The organism is Deinococcus arboris, assembly GCF_009755355.1.
Classification (GTDB): Bacteria; Deinococcota; Deinococci; order Deinococcales; family Deinococcaceae; genus Deinococcus; species Deinococcus betulae.
The window spans coordinates 38,181-58,950 of record NZ_WQLB01000013.1 but is presented as its reverse complement, the minus strand read 5'-3'; the positions used below and the strand labels follow the sequence as shown (position 1 = coordinate 58,950).

The window sequence follows — 20,770 nt, the reverse complement described above, 5'->3', positions numbered from 1 at the left end:
ATGACCGACACCCCCCAAGAGCCGCTGAAGCGGACGCCTCTGCACGCCGCGCACCTGCGCGCCGGGGCCCGCATGGTGCCCTTTGGCGGCTGGGATATGCCGGTGCAGTACAGCGGCCTGAAAGCCGAACATGACGCCGTCCGGACCGGCGCGGGCGTCTTTGACGTGTCCCACATGGGCGAGTTCCGCGTTACCGGCGAAGGCGCCCTGGCCTTCTTGCAGAGCGTGACCACCAACGACGTCAGCAAACTGAAAGCTGGCCGCGCCCAGTACAACTGGCTGCCAGGCGTACAGGGCGGCCTGGTGGACGACATCTACATCTACATGGTGCGGGACGGCGAGTACCTGATGGTGGTCAATGCGGGCAACATTGCCAAGGACTGGGCGCACCTAAACGCCCACACCCAGGGCTTTGACGTCACCCTGACCGATGAAAGCGACCGCTGGGGCCTGCTGGCGGTGCAGGGACCGAAGACCGCTGAACTGCTGCAACCCCACACCGACACCGACCTGGGCGCCAAAAAGAAGAATGCCTTCTTTCAGACCAAGCTGTTTGGCTTTGACGTCTGGCTGGCTCGCACCGGCTACACCGGCGAGGACGGCTTTGAGGTCTTTGCCGACGCGAGCGAGGCCGAAACCGTCTGGGACAAGCTGCTGGCCATCGGTCTGACCCCGGCTGGCCTGGGCGCACGCGACACCCTGCGTCTGGAAGCGGGCTTTCCGCTGTACGGCCACGAGTTCAGTGACACCATTCATCCCCTGTCGAGTACCTACGCCTGGGTGGTCAAGGATAAGGCCCATGTGGGCCGGGATCACATCAGTCTGGCGCCGGCGCAGAAGCTAGTCGGGTTGAAACTGGAGCGCGTGCCAGTGCGCGAAGGCTACCCCGTCAAGGTGGCGGGGCAGGTCGTGGGCCACGTGACCAGCGGCACCAGCAGCCCCACCCTGGGCCACCCGATTGCCATGGCGCTGGTCGAAGCCGCCTACGCCACCGCCGAGACCTTTGAAGTCGAGGTGCGCGGCAAGGACCACTCGGCGACGCGCATGGAATTGCCGTTTTATAAGGCGTAGTGGAGTGCGGGAGGCGGTCCGCGCTCAACACTCTGCGTCCCGCCTCTCCGATTCCTGCGCGCCCTTTCCCACACATTTCCCCTCCCAAACCCCGGAGAATACACACCATGACGAACACCCCCTCTGACCTGAAATACGCCGCCTCGCACGAATGGCTCTCTGCAGACGGCACCGTGGGCATCACCGACTTCGCGCAGGAACAGCTGGGCGACGTGGTGTATGTCGAGCTGCCCGAAGTTGGCCGCGTCATTGAAGCCGGCGAGACCATTGCGGTTGTGGAGAGCGTGAAGACGGCCAGCGATATCTATGCCCCCGCCAGCGGCACCGTGGTCGCCGTGAACGAGGACCTGAGCGGCACCCCCGAACTGGTCAACAGCGCGCCCTACGAAGGCGGCTGGCTGTTCAAGCTGGACGTAACGGGCGAAGGCGACCTGATGGACGCTGACGCCTACACCAGCGCGAATAACTGAACGCCTGGGGGAGGCGCGCCGGCCGCGCGCTGGCCACCCTTTCCCTCAGCCTGGCCCTCCCCTTTAGAGCTCTTCGCCCCGTGGGAGGGCACATTCTCCTATTGCCCGCCGGGTCTCTGGTGGGCCACCCACCCCAGGAGTCCCCATGACCCCCAATCTTCAGAGAACCAGCCTGACCGACCTGCTGCAAACCGCCGACTTTACGGACCGCCACATTGGCCCCACCGACGCCGAACAGGCCGAGATGCTTCAGGGGCTGGGGGTGGCCAGCCTGGATGAACTGAGCGACTCCACCCTGCCCGAAAGCATCCGCTTTGACGGCGAGCTGCAGGTGGGCGGCCCCGTCACCGAAGCCCAGGCGCTGGCCGACCTGAAGGCTGTGGCGCAGAAGAATAAGGTGTTCCGCAGCTATATCGGCATGGGCTACCACGGCACGCACACGCCGGGCGTCGTGCTGCGCAACCTGCTGGAAAACCCCGGCTGGTACACCGCCTACACCCCCTATCAGGCCGAGATTTCGCAGGGCCGCCTGGAAATGCTGCTGAACTTCCAGCAGGCCATCATGGACCTGACGGCCATGCCGGTGTGCAATGCCAGCCTGCTGGACGAGGCCACCGCCGCCGCCGAGGCCATGACCCTGGCCAAGCGCGCGGGCAAGAGCAAGGGCAACACGCTGTACGTGGCGCAGGACGTGCACCCACAGACGCTGGATGTCATCAAGACCCGCGCTGAATACTTTGGCTACGACATCGTGACCGGCCCCGCCGACGCTGAGCTGCCCGAGGGCACCTTCGCCGCGCTGGTGCAGACCCCCGGTACTTACGGCGACCTGCACGACCTCTTCCCCATTGCCGAGCGGGTGCATGCGGCGGGCGGCCTGCTGATTGCCGCCACCGACCTGCTGGCGAGCGCAGCGGTCAAGCCCGTGGGCGAGATGGGCGCCGACATCGTGATTGGCAGCGCCCAGCGCTTCGGCGTGCCTATGGGCTTTGGTGGGCCACACGCGGCATTCCTGGCCTGCCAGAAGAGCTTTGAGCGCTCTATGCCTGGCCGCGTGATCGGCGTGAGCAAGGACGCGCGCGGCCATACCGCCTACCGCATGGCGATGCAGACCCGCGAGCAGCATATCCGCCGCGAGAAGGCCACCAGCAACATCTGCACTGCGCAGGCCCTGCTGGCCAACATGGCTGCCGCCTACGCCGTGTATCACGGGCCGAAGGGCATCGGGACGATTGCCGAGCGCGTCAGCCGCCTGACCGGCATTCTGGCCAAGGCACTGACCGACGCGGGCCTGACGGTGAACGCCGCCTTCTTCGACACCCTGAGCTTTGAAGGCGACGCGGCCAGCATCCGCGAGCGTGCTGCGGCCAAGGGCCTGAATCTGCGCTACGAGGACGGCCGCATCTCGGTCAGCCTGGACGAGACCGTGACAGTGGCCGACCTGAGCGACCTGATCGAAGCTATTACCGGGCAGCAAGCTGACGTGCTGGCGCTGGACGCGCAGGCAGTGGACGGCATTCCTGGGGACCTCAAGCGCACCACGGACTACCTCACCCACCCCGTCTTCAACACCCACCACAGCGAACACGGGATGCTGCGCTACCTCAAGTCCCTGGAGAACAAGGACTACAGCCTGACGCACGGCATGATTCCGCTGGGCTCCTGCACCATGAAGTTGAACGCCACCACGGAAATGATTCCCGTGACCTGGCCGGAGTTTGGGCAGCTGCACCCCTTTGCCCCCGCCGACCAGACCGAGGGCTACGCCGAGATGCTGGCGGAACTGGAAGCGTGGCTGGCCGACATTACCGGCTACGACGCTGTGTCCCTGCAGCCCAACAGCGGCGCCCAGGGCGAGTACGCGGGTCTGCTGGTTATTCGCAAGTACCACGAGGCGCGCGGTGAGAGCCACCGCACCGTCTGCCTGATTCCGGCCAGCGCCCACGGCACCAACCCTGCCAGTGCCGCCATGATGGGCATGCAGGTGGTCGTCGTGAAGACCGACGCCGACGGCAACATCGACATGGACGACCTGAAGGCGCAGGCCGAGAAACACAGCGCCAACCTGGGCGCCCTGATGATCACCTACCCCAGCACCCACGGCGTGTACGAGGAGCGCGTGACGGAAGCCTGCGAGCTGATTCACCAGCACGGCGGGCAGGTGTACCTGGACGGCGCCAACATGAACGCCCAGGTGGGCCTGACCAAGCCCGGCCTGATCGGTAGCGACGTGAGCCACCTGAACCTGCACAAGACGTTTGCCATTCCCCACGGCGGCGGCGGCCCCGGCATGGGCCCCATTGGCGTAAAGGCGCATCTAGCCCCCTACCTGCCCAACCACGTCGTGCGCGCCGTGAACGAGAGCGAGACGGGGGCCGTGAGTGCTGCGCCCTATGGCAGCGCCAGCATCCTGCCTATCTCGTACCTGTACATTCGCCTGCTGGGCGCGCAGGGGCTGAAGAAGGCCACGCAGGTGGCCCTGCTGAACGCCAACTACATTGCCCAGGGGCTCAAGGGCGCCTACCCCGTGCTGTACACCGGGCGCAACGAGCGCGTGGCGCACGAGTGCATCATTGACCTGCGCCCGCTGAAGCAGGCCACGGGTGTGACCGAAGAAGACGTGGCCAAGCGCCTGATGGACTACGGCTTCCACGCCCCCACCATGAGCTTCCCGGTGCCCGGCACGCTGATGATCGAGCCCACCGAGAGCGAGCCGAAGGCCGAGCTAGACCGCTTTATTCAGGCCATGCTGGGTATTCGCCGCGAGATTCAGGATGTGCAGGACGAGCTGATTACGGCTGGGGACAGCCCGCTGAAGCACGCGCCCCACACCCAGGCCGACCTGATCGCGGAGAACTGGAACCGCGCGTACAGCCGCGAAACGGCGGCCTACCCCACGAGCACGCAGAAGGCGTGGAAATACTGGCCGGCCGTGAACCGCGTGGACAACGTGTATGGCGATAGGAATTTTGTGTGCTCTTGCCCGCCCGTGGAGGATTACGTCGAGGCGTAAATCACCTCACGATTCCAGACCTGCAACGGCTCCCAGATGGAAGCCGTTGTTTTTCGTTGTGGCCCAGCCCATTTCAGGCCGCAGCATTTAACGGACTGTGAGCGTTTTCTCGCATTGCAGTCAGTTGATTGAGGACGCAAGCGATCTAGCCTCACTCCGTCTTTCACCCGCTACACCAGTCAGGCTCTATGAAGACGCCATATCCCACGACCGCCCTGAACCGCTTCACTAAAATTCCTGGGCTGCCCCAGCCTGGGCCTGGGCGGGCCGGACTCCAATAACGAGCTGAGCCCGTTCTAAACTGAAGTCGTGACGCACCTCTCCGACGATTTCCGTGACTTTTTGGAAGCGCTGAATGGGCGTCAAGTGCGGTACCTGGTAGCAGGCGCATTTGCCTTAGCTGCCCACGGCCACCCGCGATACACCAAAGACTTGGACATCTGGTTAGAGATCAGCGTGGATAACGCACAGAGACTTGTAGCAGCTCTGCGTGACTTCGGTTTCAGTAGCCTGGGCCTGACTGAGCAGGACTTTCTGACAGAAAACATCGTGGTTCAACTCGGTTATGAACCGAACCGCATTGACCTCTTGACCTCCCTGGATGGCGTGACATTTAGCGAGGCCTACCCGCGTCGCGTGATGCTCTCGCTGGCAGGTTATTCAGCCCCTGTGCTGGATATAGAGACACTCAAGACGAACAAACGCGCCACAGGCCGCTTGCGCGATCTGGCCGACATAGAAGAACTGGGAGATTCATGACCCGCAAAGCCACCGTCAAGATTTACCAGAAGGGCGCCGAGCCCCCGGCTTCAGCCGAATGGCGTGACCGCACGCCAGAGGAACGGGTCATGGAAGTATTCCGCCTGCGCGCTATGTGGGGTGCCGACAAAGAGCCGATGGAGCGCGTCGTGACCATTCGTCCTTTGAAGAAGGAGATAGCCGTTCAAAGGTAAACTCGTACAAAATAAAAAACCCGCCTTCTTCGGCGGTGATAAAACCAAGATAGCCCGATATGCACCCAGTGTCAACTCTCACGCATTCAACTGATTCACAGCGTCCAGCACAGCATTTCCAAACTGCCTCAATCTCATGTATGCAAGGGAGAGGCGGGCGCTGCGGCCCGCCTCTCCCCTTCTACCGTTTGCTGCTGTGATCCCCCTCTTGAAATTCCTCAATCATTTTCTCAATAAATGCAGGAATATCGTCCGGCTTCCGACTGGTCACGATGCCCCGGTCCACGACAACTTCCTTGTCCACCCACTCGGCACCCGCCAGCTCCAGCTCGTGCTTCAGGCTGGGCCAACTGGTCATTTTCAGCCCTTTGGCGATCCCCGTTTCGCTCAGGCTCCAGGGCCCGTGGCAGATCGCGGCCATAGGCTGCCCGTGGTCATAAAAGGCGCGCACAAACTGCATGGCGTAGGCGTCCAGCCGCAGCTTGTCGGGGTTGACGGTGCCGCCGGGTAGCAGCAGGCCGTCGTAGTCGCTGGGGTTGGCCTGCGTGACCGTGTGGTCCACGTCGTATTTGTCTTTGGGCGTGATGTCGCCTTCCATACTCTGAATCTGGCCTGGCTTCAGGCTGATCAGGTGGGTGGTGGCCCCGGCAGCTTCCAGCGCCTCTCTGGGTTTCACCAGTTCCACCTGCTCCACTCCATCGGCGGCGAGAATGGCAATCACTTTGCCGGCCAGCGGCTTCCCTGTCTGGTCGCTCATGCGCCTTAGCGTGCCGGGAAAGGGCTCAGGCGGGGTGACGGCGCCCTGAAGGCAAGTTCATGAGGGCTTGGGCAAGAAAGAGCGCCGCCCCAGCGGTGGGCTGAGCGGCGCCTGGACTCCAGTGCGTTTACTTCTCGGTGGGCGGGCTGGTGACTTCCACGGCCGTCAGCGTTTCCAGAATGCGGTAGGCGTGCGGCGCGTTCATAGGCACGCGGTAGGAATCGCCGGGCGCCAGCGCAATGGTCTGGCCGTCCACGGTCAGCTCGGCGCGGCCTTCGATGACGTAGCCCAGCGTCTCGTACTCGTTCATGGTTTCGGGCTTCTCGCCGCTGGGCTCCTCGCGGTGCCACAGGCGCATGCTGCTCTGCTCGCCGCGAATCAGGTGGTGCTCGCCTTCGGGGCCGTGGGTCGTGTCGCTCTGGCTGACTTTGTAGCTGCTGGTCATGTGCCCAGCCTCGCCTGTCCGGTTTCCGGGGGGATGAGGGACACCTTCAGACGCGGTTATGTGGACTAAAGGGGGCGGGAGACCGTTCAGGCCGGCCTCCCCGTCTCTCATGCTTTTTTTGCTGTCCCAGAGGTCATTTTCTGGCTCTAGCGGGAACACGCAGAGGCAGAGTACACTGGCCGTCTATCGGGCCGCTGAGCCCAGGGGGGTGAGGACACATCGGCACCAAGGAGGACGTTCGTTCGCGGCTGAACATCGCGGACGTGGTGGGCGAATACGTGCGCCTTACCCCAGCAGGTAAGGGCCGCCTGAAGGGCCTGTGCCCCTTCCACAAGGAAAAGAGCCCCAGCTTTCAGGTGGACACCGAGCAGGGCTATTTCTACTGCTTTGGCTGCAAGGCGGGCGGCGACGTGTTCGCCTTCGTGCAGCGCACTGAGAACCTAAGTTTCGGGGACGCCCTGCGCAAACTGGCCGAGAAGGCGGGCGTGCAGGTAGAAGCCAAGTACGGCGAGCGCAGCAGCCGCGACCTGTACGACGTGAACGCCTTTGCCCTGGGCTATTTCCGCGACAGCCTGGCCGGTCCTCTGGGCGCAGCGCCCCGCGACTACCTGGCCCGGCGTGGCCTGACCCCGGCGACCATTGACGCCTTTGAACTGGGCTTCGCACCCGACGGCTGGGACGGCCTGCTCAAGCACGCCCGCGTGAAGGGCGTCAGCGAACGGCAACTGCTAGAGGCCGGTCTGTTGACCGAGAACCCGGAATCTGGCCGCGTGTACGACCGCTTCCGTGCCCGCGTGATGTTTCCTATCCGCGACCATCTGGGCCGCCTGGTGGGCTTTGGGGGCCGCGTGCTGGACGACAGCAAGCCCAAGTACCTGAACACGCCAGAAACCGAGGCGTTCCGCAAGGGCGAACTGCTGTATGGGCTGGACAAGGCTCGGGGTGGTCTGAGCAGCGGCGCCGATCTGGTGGTGGTCGAAGGCTACATGGACGTGATTACCATGCACCAGCACGGCTTTACGGGGGCTGTGGCGTCCCTGGGCACCGCCCTGACCGCCGAACACGCCGCGCTGCTGGAACGCCTGGGCGCCCAGAGCCTCGTGCTGCTGTTTGACCGCGACGAGGCGGGGCTGAAAGCCACCCTCTCGGGGCTGGACCAAGTGCTAGGGGCCAAGTTCCGGGTGCGAGCAACCAGTGTGCCCAGCGGCAAAGACCCCGCCGACACCCTGCTGGCCGGCGATGACGAGAGCCTGCGCCGCGCGCTGGCCAGTGGCCTGGATGAAGTGCGCTACCGCGTGCAGGCCGCCATTGAAAAACACGGCACCGCCACCAGCGAGGGCAAGCGCCGCATCTTGATGGAACTGCTGCCCCGTATGCAGAACCTCGACCCCCTGGACGAGATTGCCGAGGGTGTGCGCGCCGCCGCCTGCGAAACGCTGGGCATCAAGCCTGACGCCCTGATGGAATGGATTGCCAGCAAGGCCAAGCGCCGCACGCTGACCGATACCCACCTGGCGGGCATGAGCACCGCCCGGGCCGAGGAAGACCGCGAGCTGGCACTGCTCAAACAGCTTTTGGTAGATCCCAGCCTGCTGGCCAAGCTGGACGGTTCCATGCCGTGGCGCAACGAGGCCGTTCGCAAGGTCATGCTGGCGGCACGCGGCGCCCAGAGTCCTGACGATATTCTGGAAGTGTTCCGGGGACAGCCTGAGGAACAGCTCCTCATTCGCCTGATGTTCGAGGGCCGCGACGCGGGCACGATTGGGCGGGAGAACAGTCAGCAGTACGAGCAGAAGGTGGGGGCGTATGCCGCTGCTGCTGTAGACGACATTCAGGTGGGCCTGAGCATTGACGCGCTGCGGGCTGAGGTGGATCTACTGAAGGCGCAGGTGGCAGGGGCGGCGCCCACCGAGCAGCTCGGGCTGCTGCGGCAGATTCAGGATTTGCAGCGGGCGATTGAGGCGGAGAAGCGGATGCGGCGGGGGAGTGCTTAAGGGCGGAGAAGGCTGGTTGGACGCGCTCGTTTGCCCGGATTGCCCCACCCCCCAGCCCCCTCCCCCAGAGGGGCAGGGGGAGCAGCGCTGCGCTAGGCAGGGATAAGTGGCGCGGCGGAAAGGCCAGGCCTCTCAGCGCTGTGGACGCCGTGGCATACCTGCCGCCCATCGTCTCACGCCCGCGCGCTGCGCGCACGACGGCTTCCGTTGCTTGCCTTGTAAAAGTGGCAGGCAGGAACGCTTCAAACACGAGGTTCTACTTTTCAAAGGCAAGCGCACAAGAGCAACGGCGCCTTCTGTCTTTTCAAAAGTAGAACCTACCGAACGCACCAAGCCTTCCTGCCCCCTATCGCCCAGGTCCAGGCGAGGCCATTGTGCGCGCAGCGCGCAGGCCCTTCCGGTGCGGCGAAGGATGGCGTCGAAGCCGGACACGTTACCGAATGGAGCAATCCCGCCAACTCCAGTCAAAACTCTTGCCCAGTGCCAACGTCTGCTCCCCCTACCCCTCTGGGGAAGGAGGCTGGGGGGTGGGGCAATCGGGGAAACATACATCTACATAACCCCCCTTCACCCCACCCGCGCCTCCTTCAACACCTCCGAAAGCCGAGACAAACACCGGCTGTACTTCTTCGCATACGCCCCATGCCGGTACGTATCGATAAACAGCCCCCCCAGACTCTGCCCCGTAAACGCCGCCGGCAGCCCCAGGTCATACAACTTGTCAATAAAATGCACGAACCTCAGCGCCACGTTCTGGTCAGGCATGGCCGCCAGGTCCGTGACCCCCACCGCCCCCACCCCCTGCAGCAACTGCGCAAACCGGCTGGGATGCACCTGCAGCAGATGCCGGCTCAGGTCCCGGTGACTGATCCGGGCCAATGTGACCGGATTCTGGCGCGCTTCCCAGGCGGCGTATTCTCCGGCGCTCAGGGTGTCCTCGGGCCGCACACCGCGCTGCCGGTAGTCGGGGCCGTCAATACGCCAGGTGTCAAAGCGGCTGGCAATGCCCTGAATCTGCCGCTGAAAGTCGGTGGCGTTAAAGCGGCCCTGCCCCAGCGCGCCGGGTTCAGTGTTGCTGGTGGCGATGACGCTGGTGCCGCCCGGCATCAACTGGCCTAAGAAGGTATTGGCCATGTGCGTATTGCCCGGATCATCCAGCTCAAACTCGTCAATCAGCAGCAGGTCATGCTGCCGGAAGGCGTCCACCGCGCGGATCATGCCCAGGGCGCCGATGATGTACATCAGGTCTTGAAAGCTCATCAGGGCGGCGGTGCCCTGCGCGGCGTGCCAGGCGCTGGCCAGCAGGTGGGTTTTACCCACGCCGAAGCCGCCGTCCAGATACAGCCCTCGGCCCTCGGGCTTGGCGCGGCGAAACAGCCGAAACCCGCCGGGCCGCACCTGCGCGCCCTTCAAAAATGCCTGGAGGGCCGTGCGGGCCGCCGCCTGGCTGGGGTAATCGGGGTTGGGGTGGTAGGTCTCAAAGCGCACCTGCCGGTAGCGCGGACTGGGCACCAGTTCGGCCGTCAGGTCGCTGGGGTTGGGCACCGGATTGCGCGCGGTCAGGTCAATCACGGTTACTTGTGGACGTCCAGTTCGACCTTGTAATTGCCGCGCCGGGTTTCGTTGACCACCCGTTTGAAATCAATGCGGCCCAGGCCGTCAGCACTCAGAGAGTCGCCTTCCCGGATCTCGCTGCTGGCCCGCGCCGGGGCCCCGTTCAGGCGCACCTTGCCGCCGTCAATGCCCTGCTGAAAGTACGCGCGGCTGACCCCAAAGCCCTTGGCGCCCACCACGTCCACCCGCATGGACGGCACCACGACCTCGCGCAGCTTGCTGCCTTTGCCGGCGCTCTCGCCGACCTCTTCGACCTCCACCGGGCGGCCGCCCAATTCGCTTAGAGCACTCAGGGCCTGCGCGGCCTTGCCCGTGGCCGCCAGCAGAAAGCCGCCGCGTTCCTCACGCAGGTCACCCAGCTGGTCTTCATTCAGGCCCAGGCGCCGCAGCTGCACGCTGAAGTCCTGCAGGTCCCAGGGCGGGCCGCCCTCATCTGGGGTCACGCGGTAGACGGTCACGCCGCTGTCCACTTCGGGAATATGGGCGGGGTACAGGGTCAGGACCACCCGGCGGGCGTCGGGAAAGCCGCCGGCCAGCTTGTGTTTCAGGTCGTCGCCACTCAGCAGGCGGCGGTCTATGTCGTCGGCGTTCAGAAACGGCGTGCGGACGACCCGGCCGCCCCGTGCCTGGGCGATAAGGGTGGGAAGGGGGGCGCTCATGCCGCCCAGAATAGTGCGCGCCCAGGGGCACAGGGCTATGCTGCACCCATGAACATTACAGAGCCGCTGGGCGTGGGCGGCGCCCCACAGGAATCGTGGGCCGCGGTCCAGGCGCGCTTTGGGAGCGCTCACCTCTCGGGCGGGCAGCTGATTCTGGTCACCGACCGGCAGGGCGAACGCGAGGGCGCGGCTTACGGCGCGCTGCTGCACCTGCCGGGCGAAACGGTCGTGCTGGCCCGCGCCTTCGGGCCACGCTTTGGCCCGGCGGGCCGGCGCGCCCTGACGGAGCTGGTGCACTGGGGCGCCTCGGCAGGGCTGGCCTTGCGAGAAGCGGTGGTGGGCGCCCCCGAGGCCGCTGAACTGCTGACCGAACCGGACGCGGCCCGTGTGGCGCGGGTGGTGGCGGCCAGCGCCCCGGTTGACCCTGGAATCTTTGGCGGGCGGTAGGGCCGCCGCCCCCGCCCCAGTGTCCGGAGTTTGCACGAAGGCGGTAAGACTTGGCGTGACACGATGCCAGATGTGCGCCCTGTCTGCGTTTTCTCACTCCCCGCGCCGCTGCGCGGCCTGAACCGAGGTTTAGCATGAGTCCTGCGGCAACCTTTTCTGCCGTGCAGTCGGCCCTGAGTGACCTGCTGCGCGTTCACGCCCCCCACGCCGTCCTGCTGGCCTCGCTGGGCGAGGAGGTGCTGCGCGTCCAGGCCGGCGCTCCGGCCCAGAATGCTGGCCCCGACCTCGTGCCCCCCGACGAGTGGTTCGAGCGCGGTGAGATGACCTGGCTGACCCGCGACGGCGCGCTGCTGGGCCTGCTGTGGTCCGATGGCCCGGCCGTCCCCGACGCCGCCGCGCAGGTGCTGACCATGCTGCTGGCCGCCGCGCGGGTGGACAGTCAGGGCCGCGAGACCGAGGTGCTGGTCACGCAGCTGCCGGTGGCGACCGCCTGGCTGACGGGCGACCTGGCGTTTCGCAAGGTCAGCCGGCCTTTTCTGGAACTGTTTGGGATCAGCGAAGCCGAGGTCACGGGCCGCCCCGCCACCGAGGTCTTTCAGGACCGGCCCGGCTGGCTGAGTGCCCTGGCGCAAGCGGGGGCGGGGCGGTCGGTGCGCCTCCCCGACGAACAGCTGGAACAGGGTGGACAGGCCCTATGGGTGCGCGGCGAGGCGAGACCCTACTACGGCGCGGCCTCCGCCGGGGTCATGCTCACCCTGCAGGATGTCAGCGGGGAATACGAACGCGCCGCGCGGGTCTCGGCGCTGCTGGACACCGAAACCCCAGCGGCGCTGCTGTCCGAATCGGGGGCGGTCTTGCAGGCCAGCCACGGCCTGACCGAACTGCTGCCAGCGGCGGCGCCCGTGACGACCGGGGCGCCGCTGTGGGTGTGGCCCTGCTTTGCCAACGTGCCGTCCGAGCCGGTGCGCGACCTCGTGCGGCTGGCGGCGATGGGCGGCGCAGCCCGTTCGGACGTCGAGCTGGCGGCGGGCGGCACTCTCAGCCTCAGCGTGCGCCGGACCTCGGAAGCGGGCCTGCTGGTCGCGCAGGGCGAGCTGAGCAGCCAGGCCGGGCGCGCGCCGCTGGGCGTGATGAATCAGGTGCTGTCGCTCTCGGAGGACGCCACGATTCTGGTGGATCACGCCGGCCGTGCCCAGCTGGTCAGCGAGCGGGCCGCCGGCCTGCTAGGCGTGGACGCCGCGCGGCTGGTGGGCCTGGCGGTGTCGCGGGTCATGAGTGAGCTGGGCGTGCGCCTCTTTACGCCGGACGGCGAGCCGCTGACAGTGCCCGAATGGCGCGACCTGAAGCTGCCGCTGCGCCGCGAAATTCTGCTGGCCCTGCCCGACGGCACCGTGCGCCAGATGGAACTGCGCGCGGCGGGCGTGGGCGGCGAGGCCGGCGGGTCGCGCGGCAGCGTGCTGCTGACCCTGCGGGACTTGACGGCGCTGCGCCGCGCCCAGGCCAAGATTCGCCACGACGCCCGCCATGACGCCCTGACCGGCCTGCTCAACCGCACCGGCCTGCGTGAAGCGCTGGGTGGCGCGCAGCCCGCAGGCGAAGGCGCCACGGTGGTTTGCCTGGACCTGGACGGCTTCACTGAACTGAACGCGGCGCTGGGCCGCACCGCCTGCGACCGCCTGCTGATTCAGGTGGCCGCGCGCCTCAATGACCTGGCCGCCGAGACGCAGGGCCAGGCAGCCCGACTGGCCGACGACTCGTTTGCCGTGCTGCTGCCCGGCCTGGACGAGGCGGCGGCGCTGGCCCGCGTGCAGAGCGCGCTGGAGGTGCCGCTGCGTGCGGGGTCCCGCGACGTGGCCATCACGGGGGCGCTGGGGGCCGCCAGCCGGGTGGCGGGCGCCGCCGGGGACACGCCGCTGGCCGACGCTGAGGTGGCCATGCAGCACGCCAAGCGGCAGGGCCGCGACCAGCACAGCGTCTTTAATCCGGCCCTGCGCGCCCAGGTGGCCCGCGCCTTCGAGATGGAAGAGGCGCTGCGCGGCGCGCTGGACAAGGGCCAGTTCACGCTGCTTTACCAACCGGCCGTGTCGCTGCGCAGCGGGCGGGCGCTCAGCGCCGAGGCCCTGCTGCGCTGGAATCACCCCACACTGGGGATGCTGAGCCCCAGCACCTTTCTGGACCTGGCCAGCCGCAGCGAACTGATTACCCATATCAGCGAGTGGGTCGTGCAGGAAGCCGTGCTGGGCCGCCAGGCCGTGCGCGGCGCCCTGGCAGGGGCCTACAGCGAGTGGGCGGTCAGCGTGAACCTGGGCCTGGAGGAACTGCGCCGCAGCGCGGGCCTGCGCCGGCTGCTGCCGCTGCTCTCGGCCGAGGGGGCGCCCGACATCGAGGTGGCGGCCGGCAGCCTGCTTGACCACAGTCAGGAAACCCTGGGGCTGCTCGAACAGTTGCGTTCTCTGGGCGCCCGCCTGAGCGTGGACGATTTCGGCGAGGGCGCCAGCAGTCTGACCGCCCTGACCCGCTTTCCCCTGAGTGCCGTCAAGCTGCACCCCACCCTGACCGCCCGCCTGCCCGGCGACGAGAAATCGCTGACGCTGACCCAGGCCACCATCGACCTGGCGCACCGCCTGGGCCTGCAGGTGGTGGCGGTGGGGGTGGAGACCCAGGAGCAACTTGACGTGCTGCGCGACCTAGGCTGCGACGCCGCGCAGGGGTACGCGATCACCCCGCCGCTGGCCGAGCCCGAGCTGCTGGCCTGGCTGCGCGCACACTGAGGCCGCCAGTCCTGAATTTGACGCTGATTCGGCTACAGACTTTTGTCAGTTCAGTCCACCTGACTTAGCTCTCTTCAAGACCTAATCGCAGCCCGCATGAGCTGAGGGTCAAGCAAGCCTGAAGGTCCTCAGGCAGAAAAGGCAGGCCCAGCAACACCTTGACGGTAGCCGGGCCATTTAACGTGAAGGCGTCCGACTTGCCGCCTGCCGCCGCCTTTCTTCTGGAGGTTTTCTGTCATGGCCCCTGACCCCGCTGCGCCCGCCCTTCCTGATCTTCAGCCCAACGCCCGCCGCGACACCCTGCGGCTGCTGGGAGCGGCTGGGGCCGTCCTGGCCGCCGCGCCGCTGGCCCGCGCCCAGACGGCGCCCGCCACCCCGGCGACACCCGCCACGCCCGCTGCGCCGGCCACCCCTGCCCTGCCCATGAACGGCAACGGCTTTTACCGGCAAAAGATTGGGGACATGACCCTCACAGTGGTCAGTGACGGCGCCGCACCCTTACCGGCGTTGCTGCCCACATGGGGCGCCAATCCTGAGCGCCAGGCCGAGTTTGCCGCCACCCTGGCCGAGTACAGCGTGGCCGCTGCGAACACGGTGAACCACTTCAATCCGGTGGTGCTGGACATGGGCACGCAGCGCATTCTGGTGGACACCGGGCGCGGCGGCACGGGCGGGCAGCTGGCGGCCAATCTGGGCCGGGCAGGCATCGAACCAGGCAGCATCACGGCCGTCTTTATCACGCACGGCCACGGCGACCACATCGGCGGGTTAACCACGAACGGCTCGCCCACCTTCGCCAACGCCCAGCACCTCATGGGGGAAGCCGAATACAACTTCTGGGCAACTCAGGCCAGCCCCAGCGCCGCCGTGCAGGCCAACCTGATTGCCCTGAAAGACAAGTTCACCCTGGTGCAGCCAGGACAGACCATCCTGCCAGGCCTGACCACGGTGGCCACGCCGGGCCACACCGCCGGGCACCTGAGCCTGCTGGCAGGCAGCGGCCCCAGCGGCGTCATGGTGCTGGGCGACGCCGGCGGGCATTTCCTGCTGTCTCTGAAGCACGAAGGGGCGTACGTCAGCTTCGACACCGACGGCGCGCTGGCGGCCCGCACCCGGCAGACTATCTTTGACCGGATTGTCACTGAAGGGCTCTGGGTCACGGGCTACCACTTCCCCTTCCAGGCCCTCGGCCACCTGCGCCGCCTGGGCGCCGGGTCGTATGAGTACGAGCCGACCGTGTGGAACTGGAGTTAAACCGCAGCAGAAGGGGGCCGCTCAGCATCACGCTGGCGGCCCCTTGTCTTGCCCGGCTTAGACAGATGGCGCTTTGTAACGGTCAAGAAGGGGACTGCCTACGCCTCTCTCACGGCAATCCTTTTCCTGCCCACCCTGCCCAGAGTTCACCGGGCCTCCTGCTTAAGGCCGGTCGGAGGCCGGCTTAAATGCTCTGCACGTCGAACGTCAGGCCCAGGTCCTGCACACCCGTGTCCTCGTTGGGGTCGCGGCCGGTGACCACGCCGTAAGCGGCGCGCTCTGGGGTCAGCCAGGCGGCCATGACGCGGCGCAGGTCGGCCAGGGTGACGGCCAGCAGGCGGGCCTTGTACGCCGCCTGCACGTCGGGGGTGTAGCCGGCACTGTCGCTGAAGACCCGCGCCGAGCCCGCCGTGTCCGGGCTGGTCAGCGGGTCCAGCACCTTGCTGGCCGAGAGAATCGCCTCGGTCAGTTCACGGTCGCCCAGTTCGGTGTTCAGGAAGTCGCGGGCCGCCGCAAACACGCCGAAGGTGCGGGCAATGTGGGGATCACGGTAGCTGCTCATGGCAAAAAGGCCGGTGCGGGGTTCAAAGCTGGCGCCGCCCCCGTAGGCCCCGCCCTTTTCCCGGATTTCCGAGAGCAGGTATTCGCCGCGCAGCAGCCGCGACAGCACCAGCAGCGCCGGACTGTCCGGGTGGGTGTAGGGCACCGTGGGCCAGGCCAGCGCGTTGTATGACACGGGCGTGTCGGTGGTGCGGGCCTGCGGCTGCCGGGGGGCCAACGCCGGGGCAGGCCGACCGACTGGGGCGCCGCCGGTCAGGGGCTCTGTCAGGGCGCTCACGTCCAGCCTCAGGTCGGCCTCGGTGGCGGTGACCGTCAGCAGGGCCTCACTGCTGAGCAGCAACGCCTGTAAGCGGGCGAACTGCAGCAGCAAGGTCTCCAGGCCGTCCTCTTCTACAGTGCGCTGCAGAGTGGCCAGCGCCGAGAGGCCGCCAAAGCGCTCGCTCAGCGCTCCCGACAGGCTGACCTGCGCGGTCGCCAAGCGCTCGGCGTACACGTTGCCACTGCTCACCACATTGGCTTTAAAGCCTGCCAGGCGCTGCTTGAGCAGCTGCTCCAGACGCTCGCGGGTAAACTCGGGGGCCACGAGCAGATCGCGCAGCACACCCACCAGTTCGGGAGCGTTGCGGGACAGGGCTTTGCCGCTCAGGGTCACGGCCAGGCGCAGGGCGTCCACATCGTCCGGCGGGTTGCCCACGCCCACACTCGCGCTGACGCCGCCGGTCACGGCCTCAATGCGGCGGGCCAGCGCGGCGTAGTCCTGACCGGCCGCGCCGCTGCGCGTGAGGGCGTAGGTGTACAGGGGCAGCGCGTCCAGCAGGTCATCCGGCAGGGCTGGCAGGCGCAGGCGCAGGTCCAGATAGGTCAGGCCGCCGGTGGGCTGCGGCGCGCGGGCCACCTGAACGTGGGCCTCTCCCTGGGTGATATACGGCGCGGCCGGCACCTGAGCGGGCACATCGGCCAAGGTGAGGGTGGGCAGGATATTCGGGTCGCTGGGCTGGCCCTGCACCTCCTTCAGGCGGGCGCTGTCGGCCAGGATGCGCGCGCGGTCCTCGGGGGTAAAGTCGGCGCTCAGGCGGGCCACCATCGCGGCCTCGTCGGCTTCTACCTGGGCGGCCAGGGCAGGGTCAGGCACCAATTCCAGGGTGACGCGGTGGGGGTTGTCCAGCAGGGCGCGCAGCAGCGGCTCGAAGACGGGGCCTGCCGCCAGGTCGGCGCGCAGGGCGTCCAGGGCGTCGTCCAGGCGCAGGCCCGTCACGGGATCGCCGCCGTGCAGCCACGGTCCCAGCAGCCGGAACATCACCTGCAGGCCGTAGGGCTGCCCGCTGTTGCTGACCTCTTTTTGCATGATTTCAAACTGGTGCAGGCTGCTGCTAATCAGCTCGGGGTCCAGGCCCGCCCCGGCAATCTCGCGCAGGGTGTCCAGCACCAGGGTTTCCACCTCGGCGGCTTTGCCGGCGGGCAGGCCCTTGAGGCCCGCCGCAAAGGCGCCCTCGCGGAAGGAATCGCGGTAGCCGCTCAGGTCACTCAGGGCGCTGCCCAGGCCCGACTCGATCAGGGGGCGCGTCAGGGGCGCCGCCGGGTTGCCCAGCAGCACGTCGCTCAGCACACTCCAGCGCAGGTTCAGGTGCGGGTCGCTGCTGTGACCAAGTTTCCAGCCCACCAGCACCTGCGCGCCGCGCTCGGTGTCGCTGCTGGGGTAGCGCACGGCCTCGCGCTGGGGCGCCGAGAATGGGGCCTGGTCAGGAATGCTGACATCCAGCACCTGCGGCGAGAAGCGGGACATGACGTGCGCTTCAATCTCCGCCAGGATGCGCTCCAGGGGCAGGGCGCCGTAGGTGTAGAAAAAGGCGTTGCCGGGGTGATAGTGCGCGGCGTGAAAGGCCCGCAGCGCGTCGTAGGTCAGGCCCGGAATATCGCCCGGCGCGCCGCCCGAGTTGTTGGCGTAGGTCAGGTCCGGGTACAGCGCCTTGCCAAACGCCCGCCACATCACCGAACTGGGGCTGGCCATCGCGCCCTTCATCTCGTTGTAGACGACGCCCTGCATCTTCAGCGGCGTGGTGGGGTCGTCGGGCGTCTCGAATTCAAAGCGGTGGCCGTCCTGCCGGAAGCTCTCGTAGCGCATCAGCGGAAAGAACGCCGCGTCCAGATACACCGAGAGCAGGTTGAAAAAGTCCTTTTCGTTGCGGGTGGAAAAGGGATAGGTGGTCCAGTCGCTGGCCGTCATGGCGTTCATGAAGGTGTTCAGCGAGCGCGGAATCATGGAAAAAAATGGGTCCGGGACAGGAAAGCGCTGGCTGCCCATCAGGACGACGTGCTCCAGGATGTGCGCCACGCCCGTGCTGTCCCTGGGTACTGTGGGAAAGGTGACGCCAAAGGTGGTGTTGTCGTCGGCGCGAATGACGTGGGCGTGCCGGGCACCCAGGTCGTGGGTCAGCAGCACCAGCGTGCCGCTCATCTCGGGCAGAGGTTCCACGCGCTGCACGGTGTAGCGGCCCAGGCGCTCGCCCACGCGGGGCGGGGCGGGAAGTGTCATGGTCATGGCGGGCAGTGTAATGCGGCTGGGGACCGCTCAACTCTGTCAAAAGACTCAGAACATGGCCTGAGGGGTCGTGACCAACCTAGAACAGCCCTGGACCGCCGTGCCCAGCGGATGCCCGAACCGCAAGCTGACCCACTGCCCCTGGCCTGAGTTCACCCCTGATCCCCGTGGCTGCCGGCCCAGAGGACGCCGCCGAGTCTCCCCCTGGCCCGCCCACATGCAGACCTCACCGCAGCAGGGCGGGGACGCGGGTAAACTGCTGTGCATATGGCACTCTCCCGTTCGACGGGCCGCGCGGGTGCGTGGCTGCTGGGCGCCCTGCTGGCCGGCGCGCTGGCTGGCTGCGGCCAGGAAATCACCGGCACCTCGGCCACCACCGGGCGCGACGCCCTGGCGTTTGTCGAGGCGCCGTCCGGGCTGCCCCCGGTGTACCTGAACGAGCCGTACACGGCCCCAGTGACCGTGGCGGGCGGGGCCGGACCGTACACCGTGCGCGCGACGGGCGGCACCCTGCCGCCGGGCATCAACCTCAAAGGGCAGCAGCTGGTGGGCACCCCCACCAAGACCGGCACCTACACCTTCACGCTGGAAGTCACCGATTCGACCCTCAGCACGAGGTCGAAAACCGTCACGCTGACGGTGCAGGACCTGCCGCCCCTGAGCCTGGCCCTGAACCTGCCGGCCGGACAGATTCGCGGCGAGACCCGCATCCCACTGACCATCAACGCGCCGCGCGCCGTTCGGGCCGCGCGCTTTGGCTGGGAGCTGCCAGCCGGCGTGACCGTCACGCGCGTGCAACCCGAGGGAAGCAACGTGGTGTTCTGGCGCCAGGAGGGGCGGCGCGTGCTGGTGGACATCGGCTTCAAAGCGGTGCCGCGCACTGCCGCGCGGGTAGCGCTGCTGACCGTCAAACCCACTGCCATGGTGACCCTCGCCAGCCCCGTCCTGGCCTACGAGGGCCGCGACGGCGAGGGCAAGTTGCTGGCCCAGAAGCTCTTTCCCGACGAGGAAAAGAAGCTGGCAGAGCAGAAGGCAGCGGAACAAAAAGCCGCAGAACAGAAGGCCGCAGAGCAAAAAGCAGCCGAGCAGCAGGCAGCGCCGGCAGTGACACCCACGACCACCCCAACCGGGACGTCAGGAACGACCCCGGCGGCGCCAGCCCCAACCACACCAGCGCCGACTGTCCCAGTCACCTCCCCAGCCCCAGTAACGCCCCCGCCGGCGGCACCCGGAGACCAGAAATGAGGGCCATCCTCCGCACCGCCCTGACCGGCGCGGCCCTGCTGACTTCGCTGGCCGTGGCCACCACCGCCCCCACCCTGACCCTGGCCCAGCAGGCCAAGAAGGCCGAGGTGATTGTGCGCGCCAAGCTGGGCACCAGCGTGGAAGTCAAAGATGGCGCCGTGACCTACCTGGTTTACCCGCTGACGGTCACCGAAACCATCGCAGGCGACCCCGCGCAGTTGCCGAAGCAGGAGGGCGCCCCGGCCCTGTTCGTGCTCAAAGACTTGGCCGACGTGCCGGCCCTGCGGCCGGGGCTGGAGGTAGTGGCGCTGCTGTACACGGCGCGGCTGGACAGTCCCTTTGTGGGCTTTAACCAGGGCTTTTATCCGGTGACCGACGGGCGTGTGGAAGCCGGCACTATTACCGACCCGGTCAAGCTGCGTGAGGCCCTGGTGGCCGCGCGGGGAACGCCATGAAGCGGGTGCTGCTGGCCCTGCTGCTGCTGGCCCCTCTAGCCAGTGGCGCCCAGGCCGCCACCGTCAAACTGCGGCCCCAGGGCGACGAGCTGACCAGGGCGGTGCAGGCGGCCCTGACGGCCCTGAGCAGCCCCGACCTGCCGGTTACGTTGGACACCAAGAGCGGCGTGGTGCTGGCCCTGGGCGGCGCGGCGCCCTTTAACCCGGATGTGGCGGCGCGGGTGGTCACCGTCAACGGTGAGCGGCGCATCGAGTTCAACCCGCGGGGGCCGCTGCCGCTGCAAGACGCCCTGCGCACGGAGCTGGCGCGCGAACTGCGCCTGACCGACTGGACGCCCGCCTCTGCCCGCACCCGCCTGAGCGGCGCCGACCTGAACGGCGACGGCAAGATTGACCTGGCCGACCTGGCCGTGCTGATGAACAACCACGGCAAGACGACCCCCGTGGGCGACCTGAGTGGCGACGGCAAGGTGGACGACGCCGACGTGAGATTGTTTGCCGCGCAGTACAAACCCTGAGGGC

At 67.1% G+C, this 20,770-nt stretch carries 17 protein-coding genes; 12 read left to right on the top strand and 5 right to left on the bottom strand.

The window, feature by feature from the left end:
- From gcvT to GO986_RS11130, 5 genes are all read left to right on the top strand, one after another.
- The gene (gene gcvT, locus GO986_RS11150) at positions 1–1,071 is read left to right on the top strand and encodes a glycine cleavage system aminomethyltransferase GcvT (RefSeq protein WP_198170603.1); all 1,071 of its coding nucleotides are present in this window, start codon (positions 1–3) and stop codon (positions 1,069–1,071) included.
- A 107-nt stretch (positions 1,072–1,178) separates the two neighbouring features.
- Complete coding sequence (gene gcvH, locus GO986_RS11145) at positions 1,179–1,541, top strand: glycine cleavage system protein GcvH (RefSeq protein ID WP_157459383.1); 363 nt, start codon at positions 1,179–1,181, stop codon at positions 1,539–1,541.
- Between the two features lie 145 nt (positions 1,542–1,686).
- Positions 1,687–4,554, top strand: coding sequence for an aminomethyl-transferring glycine dehydrogenase (gcvP, locus tag GO986_RS11140; protein ID WP_157459382.1), 2,868 nt, complete (start codon positions 1,687–1,689; stop codon positions 4,552–4,554).
- 309 nt (positions 4,555–4,863) lie between these two features.
- The gene (locus tag GO986_RS11135) at positions 4,864–5,313 is read left to right on the top strand and encodes a nucleotidyltransferase family protein (protein ID WP_198170601.1); all 450 of its coding nucleotides are present in this window, start codon (positions 4,864–4,866) and stop codon (positions 5,311–5,313) included.
- Positions 5,310–5,507, top strand: a complete 198-nt coding sequence (locus tag GO986_RS11130) for a hypothetical protein (RefSeq protein ID WP_157459381.1) — start codon at positions 5,310–5,312, stop codon at positions 5,505–5,507. The genes GO986_RS11135 and GO986_RS11130 overlap by 4 nt, the downstream gene beginning before the upstream one ends.
- 181 nt (positions 5,508–5,688) lie before the next feature.
- On the opposite strand, the gene GO986_RS11125 is transcribed toward GO986_RS11130, so the two are convergent.
- Positions 5,689–6,264, bottom strand: a complete 576-nt coding sequence (locus GO986_RS11125) for a type 1 glutamine amidotransferase domain-containing protein (RefSeq protein WP_157459380.1) — start codon at positions 6,262–6,264, stop codon at positions 5,689–5,691.
- A gap of 127 nt (positions 6,265–6,391) precedes the next feature.
- Positions 6,392–6,709 carry a cupin domain-containing protein gene (locus GO986_RS11120; protein WP_157459379.1) on the bottom strand — a complete coding sequence of 106 codons (318 nt, stop codon included), beginning with the start codon at positions 6,707–6,709 and terminating at the stop codon, positions 6,392–6,394.
- Between the two features lie 218 nt (positions 6,710–6,927).
- Here GO986_RS11120 and dnaG point away from each other — a divergent pair, with 218 nt between their 5' ends.
- Complete coding sequence (gene dnaG, locus GO986_RS11115) at positions 6,928–8,703, top strand: DNA primase (protein ID WP_369409324.1); 1,776 nt, start codon at positions 6,928–6,930, stop codon at positions 8,701–8,703.
- A gap of 567 nt (positions 8,704–9,270) precedes the next feature.
- On the opposite strand, the gene zapE is transcribed toward dnaG, so the two are convergent.
- Both zapE and GO986_RS11105 read right to left on the bottom strand, forming a co-directional pair.
- Positions 9,271–10,275 carry a cell division protein ZapE gene (zapE, locus tag GO986_RS11110; RefSeq protein ID WP_369409316.1) on the bottom strand — a complete coding sequence of 335 codons (1,005 nt, stop codon included), beginning with the start codon at positions 10,273–10,275 and terminating at the stop codon, positions 9,271–9,273.
- A 2-nt stretch (positions 10,276–10,277) separates the two neighbouring features.
- The gene (locus GO986_RS11105; RefSeq protein WP_157459377.1) at positions 10,278–10,976 is read right to left on the bottom strand and encodes a S4 domain-containing protein; all 699 of its coding nucleotides are present in this window, start codon (positions 10,974–10,976) and stop codon (positions 10,278–10,280) included.
- A gap of 48 nt (positions 10,977–11,024) precedes the next feature.
- Between GO986_RS11105 and GO986_RS11100 the strand changes: the two genes are divergently transcribed.
- The 3 genes from GO986_RS11100 to GO986_RS11090 all read left to right on the top strand — a co-directional run bounded on the left by GO986_RS11100 (position 11,025) and on the right by GO986_RS11090 (position 15,448).
- The gene (locus GO986_RS11100; protein WP_157459376.1) at positions 11,025–11,423 is read left to right on the top strand and encodes a DUF3197 domain-containing protein; all 399 of its coding nucleotides are present in this window, start codon (positions 11,025–11,027) and stop codon (positions 11,421–11,423) included.
- Positions 11,424–11,557: 134 nt separating this feature from the next.
- On the top strand, positions 11,558–14,194 hold the full coding sequence (locus tag GO986_RS11095) for a sensor domain-containing protein (protein ID WP_157459375.1): 2,637 nt from the start codon (positions 11,558–11,560) through the stop codon (positions 14,192–14,194).
- A gap of 237 nt (positions 14,195–14,431) precedes the next feature.
- Positions 14,432–15,448, top strand: a complete 1,017-nt coding sequence (locus tag GO986_RS11090) for an MBL fold metallo-hydrolase (RefSeq protein ID WP_157459374.1) — start codon at positions 14,432–14,434, stop codon at positions 15,446–15,448.
- Between the two features lie 184 nt (positions 15,449–15,632).
- Here GO986_RS11090 and GO986_RS11085 read toward each other — a convergent pair whose 3' ends face one another.
- On the bottom strand, positions 15,633–18,548 hold the full coding sequence (locus tag GO986_RS11085; protein WP_157459373.1) for an insulinase family protein: 2,916 nt from the start codon (positions 18,546–18,548) through the stop codon (positions 15,633–15,635).
- Between the two features lie 267 nt (positions 18,549–18,815).
- Here GO986_RS11085 and GO986_RS11080 point away from each other — a divergent pair, with 267 nt between their 5' ends.
- From GO986_RS11080 to GO986_RS11070, 3 genes are read left to right on the top strand one after another with little or no spacing between them, the layout of a single operon-like run.
- Positions 18,816–19,793, top strand: a complete 978-nt coding sequence (locus GO986_RS11080; RefSeq protein WP_157459372.1) for an Ig domain-containing protein — start codon at positions 18,816–18,818, stop codon at positions 19,791–19,793.
- Positions 19,790–20,248 carry a hypothetical protein gene (locus GO986_RS11075; protein WP_157459371.1) on the top strand — a complete coding sequence of 153 codons (459 nt, stop codon included), beginning with the start codon at positions 19,790–19,792 and terminating at the stop codon, positions 20,246–20,248. The genes GO986_RS11080 and GO986_RS11075 overlap by 4 nt, the downstream gene beginning before the upstream one ends.
- Complete coding sequence (locus GO986_RS11070) at positions 20,245–20,766, top strand: hypothetical protein (protein ID WP_157459370.1); 522 nt, start codon at positions 20,245–20,247, stop codon at positions 20,764–20,766. The genes GO986_RS11075 and GO986_RS11070 overlap by 4 nt, the downstream gene beginning before the upstream one ends.
- Positions 20,767–20,770: the final 4 nt, after the last annotated feature.